Consider the following 15,273-nt stretch of genomic DNA (forward strand, 5'->3'; position numbering starts at 1 on the left):
GGCGGCAGTCGGTGCGTCGCGGGCAGTACGGGGACGGTCAGTACGGGACGGTCAGTGCGGGGCACTGTCGGCGAGGTAGCCGGCCGCCTGGAGGCGGAAGAGCCGGGCGTAGACGCCCTCGGCCCGGAGCAGTTCGTCGTGGGTGCCCTCCTCCGCCAGCCGGCCGTTCGCGACGACGACGATCCGGTCGGCGATCCGGACGGTGGAGAAGCGGTGGGCGATGACCAGGGAGGTGGACTCGCCCGCGATCTCGCGCAGCCGTCCGAAGATCTCGGCCTCGGCCTCGGCGTCGATCGCGGCGGTCGGTTCGTCGAGGACGACGATCGGGGCCCGGCGCATGAACGCCCGGGACAGGGCGATCTTCTGCCACTGGCCGCCGGAGAGCTGGTGGCCCTCCTCGAAGTGCCGGCCGAGCATGGTGTCGTAGCCGCCGGGCAGGGCGTCCACGACGGGGGCCGCGCCGGCCGACCCGGCGGCCTGCCGGACCCGGTCGAGGTCGTCCAGCGACTCGACCCGGCCGAAGCCGATGTTGTGCCGCACGCTCATCTCGTAGCGGATGAAGTCCTGGAAGATCACGCCCATGTTCCGTTGCAGCCCGTCGATGTCGTACTCCTCGATCGGGACGCCGTCGATCAGGATCTGGCCGCCGGTCGGCTCGTACATCCGGGTCAGCAGCTTGACGACGGTGGTCTTGCCGGCGCCGTTCTGGCCCACCAGGGCGACGCAGGCGCCGGCCGGGATGCGGAAGCTGAGCCGGTCCAGGACGGGCCGGTCGGTGCCGGGGTAGCGGAAGCTGACGTCACGGAACTCGATGCCCTCGCGCAGGGTGGCCGGGAAGGGCCGGTCGCCGCCGGCGATCCGGCGTTCCGGGAGGTCGAGGAAGCCGAACAGGTTGCCGAGGAAGAGGGTGTCCTTGTAGAGCGCGGCGGCGCCGAGCAGCAGTCCGTGCGCGGCCACCTGCACCGTGCCGATGGCCTGGAGGTAGCCGGCCAGCTCGCCCACCCGGCTGCCGTCGGCGGCGTCCCGGATCGCCCACAGCAGGGCGCCGGAGGAGGCGAGCACGCTCAGCAGGCCGAAGCCGCCGACGGTGACGGACTGGCGGCGGGCCACGCCGCGGTCGATCCGGAAGAAGCGGTGGACCAGCTCCCGGTAGCGGTCCAGCAGGTAGGGGCCGAGCTGGAAGAGCCGGACCTCCTTGAAGGAGTGGTCGGTGGTGGTCAGGTACTGGTAGTAGTACAGCCGCCGACGGTCGGCCGTACGGGCGTACTCGATCTCGAAGACCTTGTGGCCGAACGCCATGTGGGCGATCACCGAGGGGACCGGGGCCGCCAGGATGACCAGCGCCACCCAGGGGCTCCAGGCGAACAGCACCGCGCTGACGGACAGCAGGGTGACCAGTTCGCGGGCGGCCTCCAGCATCTCGGCGAACAGCTGGTAGACGCGGCCGCCGTTGCTCTCCTGGAAGGCCCGCTGGAGCTTGTCGTACGCGTCGGCGTCCTCGTACTGCTGGAGGTCCAGGGTGATGCCCTTGCGCATCACCTGCTCACCGATGCTGGTGGTGAGCTCCAGGCGCAGCAGCGAGTCCAGGTACTGGACGGCGATGCCGAGCAGGTGGCCCGCCACGGCGAGGGCGAGCAGCTGGTAGCCGGCCCGCAGGGCTTCGTCGCGGGCCCCGGCCACGCCGCCGACGGCGTCCGCGACGCTCTGCACGACCTGCGCGGTGAGCGCGATCTGCAGGCCGGGGACGGCGGCGTTCAGCACGGTGCAGAGCGCGTAGCCGGTGACCTTGCCGGGGCTGAGTCGCCAGAACAGCGCGATGACGCGCAGCCAGGTCATCGTCCGCCCTCCCGTCCGGTGCCGCGGCCGCCGTTCCCGGCGGGGGGCTCGGCAGCGGCCTCGGCGGCGAGCCGGCCGCGGACGGCGCGCAGGGTGTGCCGCCACAGGCCGTAGGCGCGCTCCTCGCGGGCCAGGTCGATCGGCAGCAGCCGGTTGACCTGGAGGTGCGCGAGGCTGGCGAGCACCTGCCGCTCGCTGCCGACCAGCCGCCCGGCCCCGGCGGCCCGGCGGACCGCCGCCGCGGCCGCACCGGCGGCGGGCCGCTGGGCGGCGAAGGCCTCGGCGAGCAGCAGCCGGTGCCGGGCGCCCTCCTCGTGCGGGCGGCGCGGCCAGGGCCGCAGCAGCTCGCAGAGGTAGTCGCGGTCGGCGCGGAAGGACCGGCGGACGGCCTCGTCGTCGGCCCGGCCGCCGGGGGCGAGGTCCGCGCGGTCCGGCAGCGGGACGCCCCACTGGGCGTACAGCAGGTCGACGGCGGCGACCAGCAGCGGCTCGGGCCGCAGGTCGGGGCGGCCGGCGAGCAGCCCGACCGAGGCCTCGCTGCTGGCCTCGAAGAGCCGCTCGACGGCGTCGTAGCAGTCGGCGCCGCCGTAGCGGGCGACCTCGGGCGCGTAGGAGGCCACCGTGAGGTCCCGGGCGAGGCCCCGGCCCGCCAGGTCACGCCCCCAGGCGAGCAGCCGGGCCAGGGTGCGCGGCGCGTCGGCGCTGCGCACCCGCAGCCGCAGGTGCGGGTGGGGGTCGGCGTAGCGGAGGTAGAACCAGCGGTCCAGCAGGCCCTCGGCGCGCAGCTCGGCGAGCAGGTCGGGCAGCGGGCCGGTGAGGATCTCGTCCTGGCGCTCCGGGCCGGCGTACACCTGGAGGAACGACCACTCGCCGCCGGGCAGGTGCCGCGGCACCGGGGCGGTGGTCCGGCCGCCGGCCGGGTGGCGGGCGGCCGAGGCGGCGTCCCGGACGATCAGCGGGACGACGACCTCCTCGTGGTGGCGCCGCCCGTGCCCGTCCGTCAGCCAGAGCCGGTCGTGGACGGGCAGCAGCTCCTGGAAGGTCAGCGCCGCGCCCGGTCCGAGCGCCTCGCGCAGTTCGGGGAGGGTCTGCGGGTGGTCGAGGTCGAGCAGCAGCCGGTTGTCGTCCTCGACCAGGTAGACGTGCCGGGGGACGTTCCAGCGGGCCCGCCAGGCGGCGGGGTCGGCGAGGTCGGGCGCGGTGAGCCGCCACTGGGCGGGGCGGAGCACGACCCGGCCGCGGACCACCCGGGGGAGGAACGGCGCCCGGGCGAGCCGCCCCCAGCCGAAGGCGACCGGCAGCACGTACCCGTCGTAGGACACCTCCAGCAGGAACCGGGCCGTGTCGGGGGCGACCAGCGGGCTGAGCATGTGGTGCTGGGCGACGACCACCTCCCGGCCGAGCCGCCGGGACCACAGGTAGAGCCGGCCCTCGGTGGCGCCGAGCAGCAGGTCGTCGAGCGGGACGACCCGGTCCGGCGGCACCGACGGGGTGCTGTTGACCGGGATCTCGTACGGCCGGATCCGCGGCCGGACGGCGACGTTGGCGGCGCGGCCCCAGGTCGGCTGGAAGGCGAGTTCGGCGTGCACGGCGTCGGGGAACAGCGCCTCCTCGCGCCGGGCGTACGCGCGCAGCCGCTCGACGGCGCCGTCCCCGAGCAGGTCGAAGAAGCGGCCGAAGGTGCGCCCGCCCTGGGCCATCCCGTCGGAGCGCAGCACGGCCCGCCACTCGCCGCGGTCGATCGCCTCCCGGTCGGCGGCCTCGATGCTCAGGTAGGCGTCGACCACCGGCAGGACGGGTGCGGTGCCGGGCTTGCCGGGCGGGGCGAGCCGGTCCAGTCTGGCGTCGGTCAGCTCGACCTCGAACGCCCGCTCCCACCAGGCCTCCTGGGCGAGGTCGAGCAGGGCGGCGTCGAACCGGGCGGTGTCCGGCGGGGTGGTGGTGGGCGGCAGGTCGAAGGCGCGGCCGGGCTGGGTGTAGAGCGGCGGCGCGTCCAGGCCGGTGTCGGCGCCGAGCACCTCCAGGACGGGCACCCGGGCGCCGGCGCCGTAGCGTTCGACGAACTCCTCGCGGTAGCGCGCCAGGTGCTGGTGGTCGGTGCCGGAGGCGGCGGCCAGCCGCAGCAGTACGTCGACCGCGTCGGCGGCGGCTTCGCCGACGGCACGGTTCAGGGTGGGTGTGCGCAGGTCGAGGGCCGCGTCCAACTGGTAGGTGCGGCCGCGGTGTTCGGGGACCAGCGCGGTCTGGGCGGCGGCCAGCGCGCGCAGGCCCGCGACGTCGTGGGCGGTCCGGGTCAGGTCGACGACCGCGCGCAGGCCCTCGGCCACGTCCTCGGCCCCGGGCAGCCCGGCGACCTTCTTCAGCAGGTACTCGTCGGGCCGGGCCTCGGTCTGCGGCGGGCGCAGGTCGCTGCCGAGGAAGCCGAGCTCCCACAACTGGCGGACCAGACCGGTGACGGCGTCCTCACCGGCCTCCGGGAAGGCCTCGGCCAGTTCCGCGACCAGCCGCCGGTACGGGACGGGCGCCGCCGCGGTCCCCAGCGCGAGCCGGACCGGACCGGTGGCCCGGATCCGGACGGCCCGCTTGTCCTGCTCGCCGTGCACCTCGGTGAAGGGCAGCACCATCCGGTCCCCGGCGAGGTGCGCGGTGGAGTTGGCGACCACGTCGAGGTGGGGCAGCAGGGCCTGGTCGCCCTCCAGCCGGTGGACGAGCGCGAACAGCCACTCCAGGTCGCTGCGGACCCGGGTGGCGCGGACCGCCGGGCTGCCCAGCCGGGCGGTCGTGCGGTCGCCGAACTCACCCATCGCGACCCCGGCGAACGCCCCGAACGGGGTGGGGCGGGTGGACATCCGGGTGAGGTAGCGCAGCAGCGTGGAGTGCAGGCGCCGGGTGCGGCGCCCGTCCGCCCGGTCGGGCCGCTCCAGGGCGGCCACCAGGTCCTCGCTGGCCACCAGCAGCGCCCGGCGGACCTCCGGGTCCTCGGCGAGGGCGAGCAGTTCGGCCCGGGTGCGGGCCGGGTCGGCGGTGATCCGGTGGTAGGCGTCGACCGGCAGCGCGGGCGCGCGCAGCAGGAAGAAGTCGGCGGGGACGTACCGGGACACCCGGCTCACCGCCCCAGGAAGACGCGGAACCAGGCGGGCCGCTCGTCCGCGAGGGCTGCCAGCAGCGCCAGGGCGACGCCCGCGGCGCCGGAGAGCAGCCCCGGATCGTCGACGGTGTTGCCGGGCAGGTCCTCGTCGGCGAACACCACCGGGTGCCGGGGGTCGGCGTACGCCAGCAGCCGTTCCAGCAGTCCGGGCAGCGCCTGCGCGGCCGCCGCGCTGTGCGGGCCGAACTCCTCGGCCAGCATGACGAGTCCGGCCAGGCCGTGGCAGAGCGTGGGGGTGCGCGGCTCGGCGCCGGCGGCCCGGCGCAGCGCGGCCTCGAAGGCCTCGACGGCACTGGCGCGCAGCCCGTCGTCCCCGGTGCAGTCGGCGACGGCGAGCAGGGCCGCGGCGATCCCGGCGGTGCCGTAGCACCAGGCGAGTTGGTCGTGGCAGTGGGCGACGGGCCGCTCGGCGCCGAGCTCGTCGACCGGGACGCCGTTGGCCCACAGCGGGCCCTGGTCGTCGGTCAGCCGGTGGCCCAGCAGCCAGCCGGTGAGCGCCGTGAGGGCCTCGCGCTGGCCGGGGCGGCGGTGGCCGGCGGCCCAGGCGGCGGCCAGGGCGACGGCCACCCCGGGCACGCCGTGGGAGACGCCGAGGTTGAGGTAGCCGTGCGGGTACTGCCGGTGGTGGTCGCCGACCGGCGGGTAGACCTCGGGACGGAGCAGCCAGCCCCGCGCGGTTCCGGCCGGCTCGGCGGGCCCGGCCTGCCGGATCAGCCGGTCGAGCAGCACGGCGGCGGCCTCCCGGACCCGCGGGCCCGGCTCGGGCAGGGCGCTGAGGCAGGTGAGCACGCCGGCCGCGCCGTTGACCAGGTCGTAGTCGGTGTCACTGATCGGCTGCCCGTCCTCCGGCCACGGGGTGGCGATCGCCTGCTCGGCGAGCTGGTCGTACAGGCGCAGCAGGCTGGGCCGGAACCGGGGTTCGTCCTCGGCGCAGTCGGCCAGGGCCAGGGCCAGGCCGGCGGTACCGCCGAACAGGCCGGGGCCGGAGAGCGGTTCGACCTGGGTGGCGAGCACCGCCTCGCGGATGTGGCCGTGGGCGTGCTCGCGGTCGCCGAGGCCGGCCCGGGCGGCGTACAGGTGGAGCAGGGCGAGGCCGGCCTGGCCGTGGCTCAGGCTCGGCGGGTACCAGCCCATCGGCACGGCGGCCTGGTCGGCGGCGCGGAGCGCGAGTTCGGTCCACTGCTCGGTCGTCGCGGTCCGGGACACCACGAGGCACACCGTGTCGCGGACCCGTTCGGCGAGCGGGGCGTCGGGGGTGCGGACGGACGGTTCGCCGGTTTCCCGGACGGTGTGCATGTGTTCTCCCTCGGAGGGTGGCGCCGGGGCGGTGGCGGCCCCGGCCTGGTGACGGTCCCGGAGTTCGCGGCGGGCCGGGGGTCCGCGGCGGCCCTGGAGTTCGCGACAGCTGTGGAGTTCGCGGCGGGCCGGCGCGAGAATGGGCGGACGGGTGCTGCCGTGTCCTGTATCCACGGCAGCACCCGTCACCTCACCGGAGGTCAGTCCTGCTGCGGGTTCGAGCAGATGCCCGAGGTGCACAGGGTGGTGCAGACACAGGTCGAGGTCACCTTGCAGCCGATCCGGGTGCAGATGGTGCGGGTGGCGAGGGTGCTGATCGACGGCGTCGGCAGCTGGCCGCCGCCCTGGACCGGCGAGCTGATGCGGGCGTCCAGGTCGAATGCGTTGTCGGACATCGCGAATTCCCTTCGAATCGTCCCGTTCCGGTTTCCCGGGCGGGTTCGGGGGTGCCTCCCCCGTGATTCGATGATGTCCCGGCGGGCTTTCCGTGCCTATTGTCGCGGGCGACAGTCCGGCGACGGTCCGGCGGCTTTCCGTGATTCAGGCGGCGGGCGCCCTGGGGGTGCGGTCCGGCGCAATGAGGTGGGCGTAGGAGGCCAGGCAGCCGGAGAGCCGGGATTCGAGTTCGAGTTTCTCCAGGACGGCCGTGAGATGGGCCCGCACGGTGCGTTCGGTGACCTGTAGCCGGGCGGCCATCTGCTGGTTGGTCAGGCCTTCGGCGAGCATCACGAAAACCTCGCGCTCACGGGGTGTCAGTCGGCCGACACGGTCCAGTGCGTGGGTCCAGGCGGGTCCGCCTGAGGCGGCCGCCGTCGTGGTCGCGAAGTCATTCACGTCATCTCCCCGTTGTCCATCCGACGGATTCGGTGGGGCGGCTCCGTCCGGGCCGCACAGGACAGAACGTAGGCACTGTTCGAACCGGAAGCAACCGTGTTCCGCCGTTGGCTACGGAGCGTCAGGACGGCGCCGGACCGTGGTGTCCGGGCCTCCGGAGGCGGTGTCCGGTGGCACCGGGGGACTCCCCGCACAGGCGGAAGGCGGCGCTCCGGCGAAACCCCCGCCATTCGGCGGGGATGGTTCCATTGGCACCATTCTCACCGTCCGTGGAGGCCTTCGGCGGTGCCCGGTGCGGCGATCGGCGGAAACCGGCGCGGGGAATCCGGAATTCGACCCGCCGGTTACCGGGCGGACCCCCTTCCGGCGATCCTGACACAGCCGAAGCTTGACTCCCCGTTGACCAAGTCGGTTAACATTGCCGACATGAGCATTGCAATGCCGGGCTCACCATCGCCACTCCACGTCCGGATCGAGCGTCAGATCCAGTGGTCGATCGAGCGGGGGGAATATGCCGAAGGCGAGTCGCTGCCCCCGGCGAGCGACTTGTCCGCGAATTTCCGGGCCAACCGGAACACCGTTCTGCGCGCGCTGCGGAAATTGCGCGCCAAAGGACTCATCGATTTCGGCCGCGGTCGCGGAATCATCGTCGTGGCGCGTTCCGGGGCCGCGCAGGGCGACGTCGCGGGTCTGTCCGAACAACTGCGGCAGCTGGTCGCCGTGGCCGACGCCCACGGCGTGGCCCGCTCCTCGCTGATCTCCGCCATCGAGCGCATGCCCCGCCCGGCCGAGGGCGCGACCGCACCGCGCCGGGCGGGCCACCGCCCGCCGGGACGCCCCTGAGAGAGGCCCTGAGACAGGCCCTGAGACGGGCCCCGAGACGGGCCCTGTGGCGGCTTCCGTGAGCGGGCTTCCGTCGGCGGGTCAGGCGCCGGCTGCGGCGGCCTCGGCGAGGGAGTCGAGGACCGGGCGGAGCAGCGGGTGCCCGTCGGCGCCGGCCCGGACGGCGGCGAAGACCCGGCGGGTGGCGAGGTCGCTGTCGACCGGGCGGACCGCCACCCGGGCCAGGTCCACCCCGCGGAGCGCGGAGCGCGGCACCAGGGCGACACCGGCGCCCGCCGAGGCCAGGGCGACGACGGCGCGGAAGTCGTCGGAGGAGTGCAGCAGGCGCGGCTGGAAGCCGGCGTGCTCGCAGGCGAGCAGGACCACGTCGTGGCAGGGGTTGCCCGGGTAGGGGCCGATCCACGGCTCGTCCGCCAGCGCGGCCACCGCCAGCGGCCCGGCCTCGGCGGCCAGCGGGTGGGCCAGCGGCAGCACGGCCTCGAAGGGTTCGGCGTACAGCGGGACCCTGGTCAGCCGGGCGTCGTCGGCGCGCGGGGCGCCGCGGTACTCGACAGCCACCGCGAGGTCGGCGCGGCCGTCCAGCACCATCGGGAGGCTGGCGTCGCCCTCGGCGTCCAGCACCTTGAGCCGCAGGCCGGGGGCGCGACCGGCCAGCAGGCCGATCGCCGGGGCGAGCACGTGCGAGATGCCGGTCGCGAAGGAGGCGACGGTGACCTCGCCCGCGACGCCCGCGCTGTACGCGGCGAGGTCGGCCTCGGCCCGCTCCAGCTGGGCGAGCACCGCGTCGGCGTGGCCGAGCAGGATCTCCCCGGCGGCGGTCAGCCGCACGCCCCGGCCCTCCCGGGCCAGCAGGTGGTGGCCGGTCTCCTGTTCCAGGGCGGCCAGCTGCTGGGAGACCGCGGAGGGGGTCAGGTAGAGGGCGGCCGCCGCGGCGGTCACGGTGCGGTGGTCCGCCACGGCCCGGAGGGTCCGCAGCCGTCGTGCGTCGATCACACGTCAATTCTGCCAGCGCGGCGGAGCGGGCCGTCCGGGGTGCCGCTCCCGGGGCCGTCCGGGGCTTCCGGGACGCCGCCTGCGGGGCCTGCGGGGTGCCGCCGGCAGGGCCGCTCGCAGGGCGGTTTCCGGGGCAGTACCACCGGTGGCGTATTTCGGCCCGAGATCGTCTCGGCCCGTTGACCGCCCGGTCCGCACGGCGCTTGGCTCGGGAACGGACCGGGCCGGGGACTCCGGGGCCCGGTACTCGTCATCTGGGGAGGATGTCCATGATCACCGCCCGTTCCCGCCGCCGGCTCGCCCGCGCCGGCTGCGTCCTGGTGGCCGCCCTCGCGGTCGGCGCCGTGATGCCCGCCGCCGAGGCCCGGCCGCCCAAGGGCGACACCGCCCGGGTCAGCGAGGGCTTCAAGGGGGAGCAGCTGAACGGCGCCTCGACCGGGCTCGGGCTGAGCGCGGACGGCCGTTCGGCGCTGTTCTCGTCGGCCGCGACCGACCTGCTGCCGTCCACCGGCACCCCGAACTCCGGCGAGGTCTACGTCCGCGACCTGCGCAACGGCCACATCGAGCGGGTCAGCGTCGCCGACGACGGCTCGCAGCTGAACGCCCCCACCACGGACGCCTCGATCAGCGCGGACGGCCGGTTCGTGGCGTTCAGCACCGCCGCCACCAACGTCGTCCCGGGCCAGGCGAAGCACGAGAACGACGTGTTCGTCCGCGACCGCTGGACGGGGCGCACCGAGCTGATCACCGGCGGCCTGCTCGCCACCGCGGACGACGAGACGATCCGCAGCGCGGACAACCCCACGCTGAGCGCGGACGGCCGCTACGTCGCCTACGCCTCGAACCGCACCGACCTGACCACCGGCATCCGCCGCGGGAAGATCAACATCTACGTCACCGACCGCTGGACCCACACCACCCGGCTGGTCACCACCGGACCGGCGGGCGGCACCGGCGCGGACAACCACTCCTACCGTCCGACCATCAGCGCGGACGGGCGCACGGTCGGCTTCGTCTCCCGGGCCTACAACCTCACCGACCCCGCCCCGGGCACCCCCGCGGCCCCGGCGGCGGCGGACGCCGAGCTGGCCGGCCCGCGCTTCTACCCGTACTACGTCTGGTCCGCCGCCACCGGCCGGACGGTCGTCGCCGGTGTGGACACCACCGGCGCCGAGCGCGGCGTCGGTCTGATGGACGCCCGGATCAGCCCCGACGGCCGCTACGCGCTGTACGGCATGCCGACCTACGGCGTCGGCCCCCGCCCCGGCAACCACGGCCTCCGGATGGACCTGTACGTCCACGACCTGGTCACCGGCAAGGTCACCCTGGTCAACACCCCGCTGCCCGGCACCACGCCCACCGACGGCTCCTACGACCCGGCGATCACCGCCGACGGGCGCTGGGTCTACTTCGACTCCGCCGCGGACGACCTGGTGGCCGACGACACCAACCAGTCCTCCGACGTGTTCCGCCGCGACCTGTGGACCGGCCGGATCGAGCGGGTCAGCCTCGCCTCGGACGGCTCCCAGAGCACCGCCGCCGGGCAGAACCCGTACGTGGACGCCGAGGGCGGCACGGTGCTGTTCGACGCCGAGGACGGCAACCTGGTGCCGGGCGACACCAACACCGTCACGGACGTGTTCCGCCGCCGCCTCTGAACCGCGCCCGGCCTCTCCACCCTGCCCGCACGGCCCGCCGTCCGATTACGTCTGTTGACGTATTTTCCGTCCGGATTCATCTCAGCTGTTGACCCGGGGGCCGTCCGGCGCTTGGCTCGTTCCCGGACCGACCGCCCGGGGGGGCCTGTCCGACCGGGCGCCGCCCCGCCCTCCGACTGCGGGAGGGCGGGGCGGCGCCGGCCTCAGCGGACGGGCAGCGAGACCTCCGCCGGACCGAAGGCCACCGTGCCGTCCGACGGCGTCTCGCCGCCGTACAGGCCGTCCCGGGTGCCGAGCACCAGCGCGAGCCGGTGGCCGGCCGGGAGGTCGTACGCGGTGGGGAACAGCGTGACGTCCAGCGGGAAGGACTGCCCCGCCGTACGGCCGGACCAGCTCTGCGGGGCGTGCGCGATCAGCCGCCCGACGCCGAGCGCGTCCACGTCGTAGAGGTACGCGACGGCGGTGCCCTGCGGGGCGGAGCCGGTCACGGTGGTGTGCACCCGGACGGCCCCGCGCACGGACAGGCCCCGCTCGTACGGCTCCGACTGCCGCACGGCGGCGGCCTCGCGGTCCAGCAGCGGGACCAGGACGGTCGGCGGCTGGTGCAGCCACTGGTCGACCAGGCCGGAGAGCAGCACGGTGCCGCCGCTCGCACCGGAGGACTGGTCGCCGCGGATGGTGGCGGTGCCGGCCAGGTCCAGCCGCTCAGTGCGGGAGGCGCCCGACTCCCAGTCCGGGTACGCCTCGTGGGCACCGCTCGGGCGGACCTCCAGGCCGACGCCCGGCGGCAGGCCCGCGCCCGCCACGCCCTTGAGGTGCTGGTCGAGCCAGCCGCGGGCGTCGTCCCAGGTGGCGTTGGAGAAGCCGAGCAGGCCGGTGAACTCCTGGCTGGCGTGGTCGCCGGGCCGCAGTTCGAGGCGCTTGGGGACGGTCAGCCGCCGGTAGAAGTCGGTCATCTGGCCGGGGTTGAAGAAGCTGTCGCTCCAGCCGTTGGCGAGGTAGACGGCGGCGCCGTTGGCGTTGATCCGGTCCAGGTAGGCCGCGGGCGAGCGGAGCTTCGCCCAGGCGATCACGTCGGGGAGGTCGTGGTCGCCGAACAGGTCGTCCAGGGCGGCCGCGAACTCCGGGCTCTTGCGCCCGGTCAGGCCCTCGATCCGGGCCAGCCGGGTGGCGGCGGCGGTGTGCCGGGTCTGTCCGCTGTACAGCGCGTCGGTCAGGTCGGCCCAGCCGCTGAGCGAGGCGACGGCCTTGATCCGCGGGTCGAACGCGGCGCCGAGGAGGGTGAGGCCGCCGCCGAGCGACAGGCCGATCATGCCGACCCGGTCCGGGTCCGCCGGGGTCTGCGCGAGGGCCCAGTCGATCACCGTCGAGATGTCGGCGACGTCCTTGGGCCCGGCGACGTCCACCTCCCCGCCCGAACCCCAGAACCCGCGCACGGTGTACGTCACGACGACGTACCCGGCGGCGGCGAACCGGTGCCCCTGGGCGACGTACTCCAGGTCGTTCTGCCCCCAGCTCGCGGGCTGCACCACCACCGGGTAGCGGCCGCGGGCGTCGGCGCCCGGGGTTCCGGCGGGCGGGGTGAAGACGTCGGCCTTGAGCACGACGCCGTCCCGGGCGGTGATGTCCGCCAGCCGGAAGCCGCCGAGCGCGGACGCGGCGGCGGACCCGAACGCGGGTGCGGCCGGCGCGGGTTGGGCCATCGCGGGTTGGGCCACCGCACCGGCCCCGAGCGCCAGGGCCAGGGCCAGGGCGGTGCTCGCCGCCCGGTGTCCGCCGGTTCGGTGGGGTCGTGCCATCACGCGCTGCTCCCTCGGTCCACTTGATGTGATCACGACGAGCCTAGTGATCACAGCCGGCCCCGGAGGAGGTGGTGATCAGCCAAATTACTGGCCGGTAACGTGACCTGGCGGCGGAACCGCGAACGGGGGTGGTACACCCGTGGGAACCGGTGTACCAAACCCCTGGCGGGAGGGTGGGGCAGTTGGTCTTCGGGCCGCGCGGCGGTGGCGAATCGATTCACCACCACCGCAGCGCGGTGGTGAGCCCGCGGGGACGGGCCGGTTCCGAGCGGCTCGGCCCCGCGGGCGGCTTGTGGGGTCAACCCCTCGTGGGACTCAACCCCTCGTGGGGGTCGGGCCCTTCGTCGGGATCGGGCCCCGCGCGGGGGTCAGCCCTCCAGCGCGGCGCGGGCGTCCACGAAGGCGGCGACGGCGCGCTCGACGTCCTCGGTGGAGTGGGCCGCGGAGAGCTGCACCCGGATCCGGGCGGCGCCGTGCGGGACCACCGGGTACGAGAAGCCGATCACGTACACGCCGCGCTCCAGCAGGAGTTCGGCCAGGCGGCCGGCCTTCGCCGCGTCGCCGATCATCACCGGGGCGATCGGGTGGTCGCCCGGCAGGATCTCGAACCCGGCCTCGGTCATCTTCGAGCGGAACAGCGCGGTGTTGGCCGCCAGCCGCTCGCGCAGCTCGTTGGACTGCTCGACCAGGTCGAGCACCTTCAACGAGGCGGCCGCGATCACCGGGGCCAGCGAGTTGGAGAACAGGTACGGGCGGGAGCGCTGGCGCAGCAGGGCGACGATCTCCCGGCGGGCGGCGACGTAGCCGCCGGAGGCGCCGCCGAGCGCCTTGCCCAGGGTGCCGGTGATGATGTCCACCCGGTCCATCACGCCGTGCAGTTCGGGGGTCCCGCGGCCGCCGGCGCCGACGAAGCCGACGGCGTGCGAGTCGTCGACCATGACCATGGCGTCGTAGCGGTCGGCCAGGTCGCAGATCTCGCGCAGCGGGGCGACGTAGCCGTCCATCGAGAAGACGCCGTCGGTGACGATCAGGCGGCGGCGGGCGTCCTGGGTCTCCTTGAGCTGCTGCTCCAGGTCGGCCAGGTCGCGGTTGGCGTAGCGGTGGCGGCGGGCCTTGCTGAGCCGGATGCCGTCGATGATGCTGGCGTGGTTGAGCGCGTCGGAGATGACGGCGTCGCGGTCGTCCAGCAGGGTCTCGAAGACGCCGCCGTTGGCGTCGAAGCACGAGGAGTAGAGGATGGTGTCCTCCTGGCCGAGGAAGGCCGAGAGGCGCTCCTCCAGCTCCTTGTGCACGTCCTGGGTGCCGCAGATGAAGCGCACCGAGGCCATGCCGTAGCCCCAGCGGTCCAGCGCGTCCTTGGCCGCGGCGAGCACCTCGGGGTGGTCGGCCAGGCCGAGGTAGTTGTTGGCGCAGAAGTTGAGCACCTCGCCGGGGCGGCCGCCGGAGGTGACGGTGACCTCGGCGCTCTGCGGGCTGCCGATCACCCGCTCCGGCTTGAACAGGCCGGCCTCGCGGATCTCGTCGAGGGTGGTGGCGATGTCGGCGCGCACGTTGTCGAACACGGGCAGACTCCTAGTCGTAGCGGCGGGGCGGCGGATCGGCGGGCTCGGGCAGGGCTCGGGCAGGACTCAGACGGTGCTCAGGCGGTGCTCAGGCGGTCCAGTCGAGGATGATCTTGCCGCAGTTGCCGCTCGCGGCGTCGTCGAAGGCGGCCTCGAACTCGGTGGCGGCGTAGCGGCCGGTGATCACCGGGCTGAGGTCCAGGCCGCCCTCCAGCAGCACCGACATCGCGTACCAGGTCTCGAACATCTCGCGGCCGTAGATGCCCTTGATGGTGATCATCGAGGTGACGATCGAGGCCCAGTCCACCGGGAAGGCCTCGGCCGGCAGGCCCAGCATGGCGATCTTGCCGCCGTGGGTCATGTTGGCGATCATCGACTGCATCGCCTCGGGGCGGCCGGACATCTCCAGGCCGACGTCGAAGCCCTCGCGCAGGCCCAGCTTCTGCTGGCCCTCCTCGATGGTGTGCTCGGCGACGTTGAGCGCCAGCGTCACGCCGACCCGGCGGGCCAGGTCGAGGCGGTACGGGGAGACGTCGGTGATCATCACGTTGCGGGCGCCGGCGTGCTTGGCGACGGCGGCCGCCATGATGCCGATCGGGCCGGCGCCGGTGACCAGCACGTCCTCGCCGACCAGCGGGAAGGACAGCGCGGTGTGCACGGCGTTGCCGAAGGGGTCGAAGATCGCGGCCACGTCGAGGTCCACCGGCACCCGGTGCACCCAGACGTTGGAGGCGGGCAGCGCCACGTACTCGGCGAAGGCGCCGTCCCGGTTCACGCCCAGGCCGACGGTGTTGCGGCACAGGTGGCGGCGGCCGGCCAGGCAGTTGCGGCACTTGCCGCAGACCAGGTGGCCCTCGCCGCTGACCAGGTCGCCGATCGCGATGTCCGCGACGCCGGCGCCGAGCTCGGCGACCTCGCCGACGAACTCGTGGCCGAGCACCAGCGGGGTCTTGATCGTCTGCTGCGCCCAGCCGTCCCACTTGCGGATGTGCAGGTCGGTGCCGCAGATGCCGGTGCGCAGCACCTTGATCAGCACCTCGCCCGGGCCGATCTCGGGCTTCGGGACGTCGATCATCCAGAGGCCGGGCTCGGCATGCTGCTTGACGAGTGCCTTCACGGGAGACGGCTCCTGACGTGCTGATCGGGGACGGCCTTCGAGGGTCGGGCAGGCCGGTGGCTCGGTTCGGCCGCTCCTGACGGGCACGCTCCGGCAAGCAGAAATCTGCCTGGTGGGAGGGGGTGCGGTCCATCGAGGAATTCTTAAGGGCGGCCACAGCTGGGCTAAACGATCGTGCCCGAGC

At 74.4% G+C, this 15,273-nt stretch carries 11 protein-coding genes; 2 read left to right on the top strand and 9 right to left on the bottom strand.

Annotation, left to right across the window (positions count from 1 at the left end):
* Positions 1-51: 51 nt before the first annotated feature.
* The 5 genes from ACFXPX_RS12240 to ACFXPX_RS12260 form a co-directional block, all read right to left on the bottom strand.
* A complete protein-coding gene (locus tag ACFXPX_RS12240; RefSeq protein ID WP_380640903.1) occupies positions 52-1,836 on the bottom strand; it encodes an ABC transporter ATP-binding protein in 1,785 nt (594 codons plus the stop codon).
* Positions 1,833-4,937, bottom strand: a complete 3,105-nt coding sequence (locus ACFXPX_RS12245; RefSeq protein ID WP_380640905.1) for a lantibiotic dehydratase — start codon at positions 4,935-4,937, stop codon at positions 1,833-1,835. Before ACFXPX_RS12245 ends, ACFXPX_RS12240 begins: the two co-directional genes overlap by 4 nt.
* Positions 4,938-4,942: 5 nt before the next feature.
* Entirely contained in the window at positions 4,943-6,280 is a 1,338-nt protein-coding gene (locus ACFXPX_RS12250; protein ID WP_380640907.1) for a lanthionine synthetase C family protein, read from the bottom strand.
* Positions 6,281-6,480: 200 nt separating this feature from the next.
* The gene (locus ACFXPX_RS12255) at positions 6,481-6,675 is read right to left on the bottom strand and encodes an FDLD family class I lanthipeptide (RefSeq protein WP_375886484.1); all 195 of its coding nucleotides are present in this window, start codon (positions 6,673-6,675) and stop codon (positions 6,481-6,483) included.
* Between the two features lie 145 nt (positions 6,676-6,820).
* Positions 6,821-7,114: a helix-turn-helix transcriptional regulator gene (locus ACFXPX_RS12260; RefSeq protein ID WP_375886482.1), complete on the bottom strand. Its 294-nt coding sequence runs from the start codon at positions 7,112-7,114 to the stop codon at positions 6,821-6,823.
* A gap of 426 nt (positions 7,115-7,540) precedes the next feature.
* Between ACFXPX_RS12260 and ACFXPX_RS12265 the strand changes: the two genes are divergently transcribed.
* Entirely contained in the window at positions 7,541-7,957 is a 417-nt protein-coding gene (locus tag ACFXPX_RS12265) for a GntR family transcriptional regulator (protein WP_375886481.1), read from the top strand.
* A gap of 81 nt (positions 7,958-8,038) precedes the next feature.
* Here the strand turns inward: ACFXPX_RS12265 and ACFXPX_RS12270 are convergent, their stop codons facing one another.
* Positions 8,039-8,950: a LysR family transcriptional regulator gene (locus ACFXPX_RS12270; RefSeq protein ID WP_375886478.1), complete on the bottom strand. Its 912-nt coding sequence runs from the start codon at positions 8,948-8,950 to the stop codon at positions 8,039-8,041.
* Between the two features lie 269 nt (positions 8,951-9,219).
* Between ACFXPX_RS12270 and ACFXPX_RS12275 the strand changes: the two genes are divergently transcribed.
* Positions 9,220-10,608, top strand: a complete 1,389-nt coding sequence (locus tag ACFXPX_RS12275) for a TolB family protein (protein WP_380640909.1) — start codon at positions 9,220-9,222, stop codon at positions 10,606-10,608.
* Between the two features lie 203 nt (positions 10,609-10,811).
* Here ACFXPX_RS12275 and ACFXPX_RS12280 read toward each other — a convergent pair whose 3' ends face one another.
* The 3 genes from ACFXPX_RS12280 to tdh form a co-directional block, all read right to left on the bottom strand.
* Positions 10,812-12,407: a CocE/NonD family hydrolase gene (locus ACFXPX_RS12280; protein WP_380640911.1), complete on the bottom strand. Its 1,596-nt coding sequence runs from the start codon at positions 12,405-12,407 to the stop codon at positions 10,812-10,814.
* A 371-nt stretch (positions 12,408-12,778) separates the two neighbouring features.
* Positions 12,779-13,972, bottom strand: coding sequence for a glycine C-acetyltransferase (locus ACFXPX_RS12285; RefSeq protein WP_375886472.1), 1,194 nt, complete (start codon positions 13,970-13,972; stop codon positions 12,779-12,781).
* Positions 13,973-14,060: 88 nt separating this feature from the next.
* Entirely contained in the window at positions 14,061-15,089 is a 1,029-nt protein-coding gene (gene tdh / locus ACFXPX_RS12290) for an L-threonine 3-dehydrogenase (protein WP_380409431.1), read from the bottom strand.
* Positions 15,090-15,273 lie beyond the last annotated feature (184 nt).

It is taken from the genome of Kitasatospora sp. NPDC059146 (assembly GCF_042786665.1).
Lineage (GTDB): Bacteria > Actinomycetota > Actinomycetes > Streptomycetales > Streptomycetaceae > Kitasatospora.

Bases quoted from the DNA above. Each gene is read 5' to 3' on its own strand.
- ACFXPX_RS12240 (WP_380640903.1), bottom strand. From the start codon at position 1,836: ATGACCTGGCTGCGCGTCATCGCGCTGTTCTGGCGACTCAGCCCCGGC.
- ACFXPX_RS12250 (WP_380640907.1), bottom strand. From the start codon at position 6,280: ATGCACACCGTCCGGGAAACCGGCGAACCGTCCGTCCGCACCCCCGAC.
- ACFXPX_RS12255 (WP_375886484.1), bottom strand. From the start codon at position 6,675: ATGTCCGACAACGCATTCGACCTGGACGCCCGCATCAGCTCGCCGGTC.
- ACFXPX_RS12265 (WP_375886481.1), top strand. From the start codon at position 7,541: ATGAGCATTGCAATGCCGGGCTCACCATCGCCACTCCACGTCCGGATC.
- ACFXPX_RS12275 (WP_380640909.1), top strand. From the start codon at position 9,220: ATGATCACCGCCCGTTCCCGCCGCCGGCTCGCCCGCGCCGGCTGCGTC.
- ACFXPX_RS12280 (WP_380640911.1), bottom strand. From the start codon at position 12,407: ATGGCACGACCCCACCGAACCGGCGGACACCGGGCGGCGAGCACCGCC.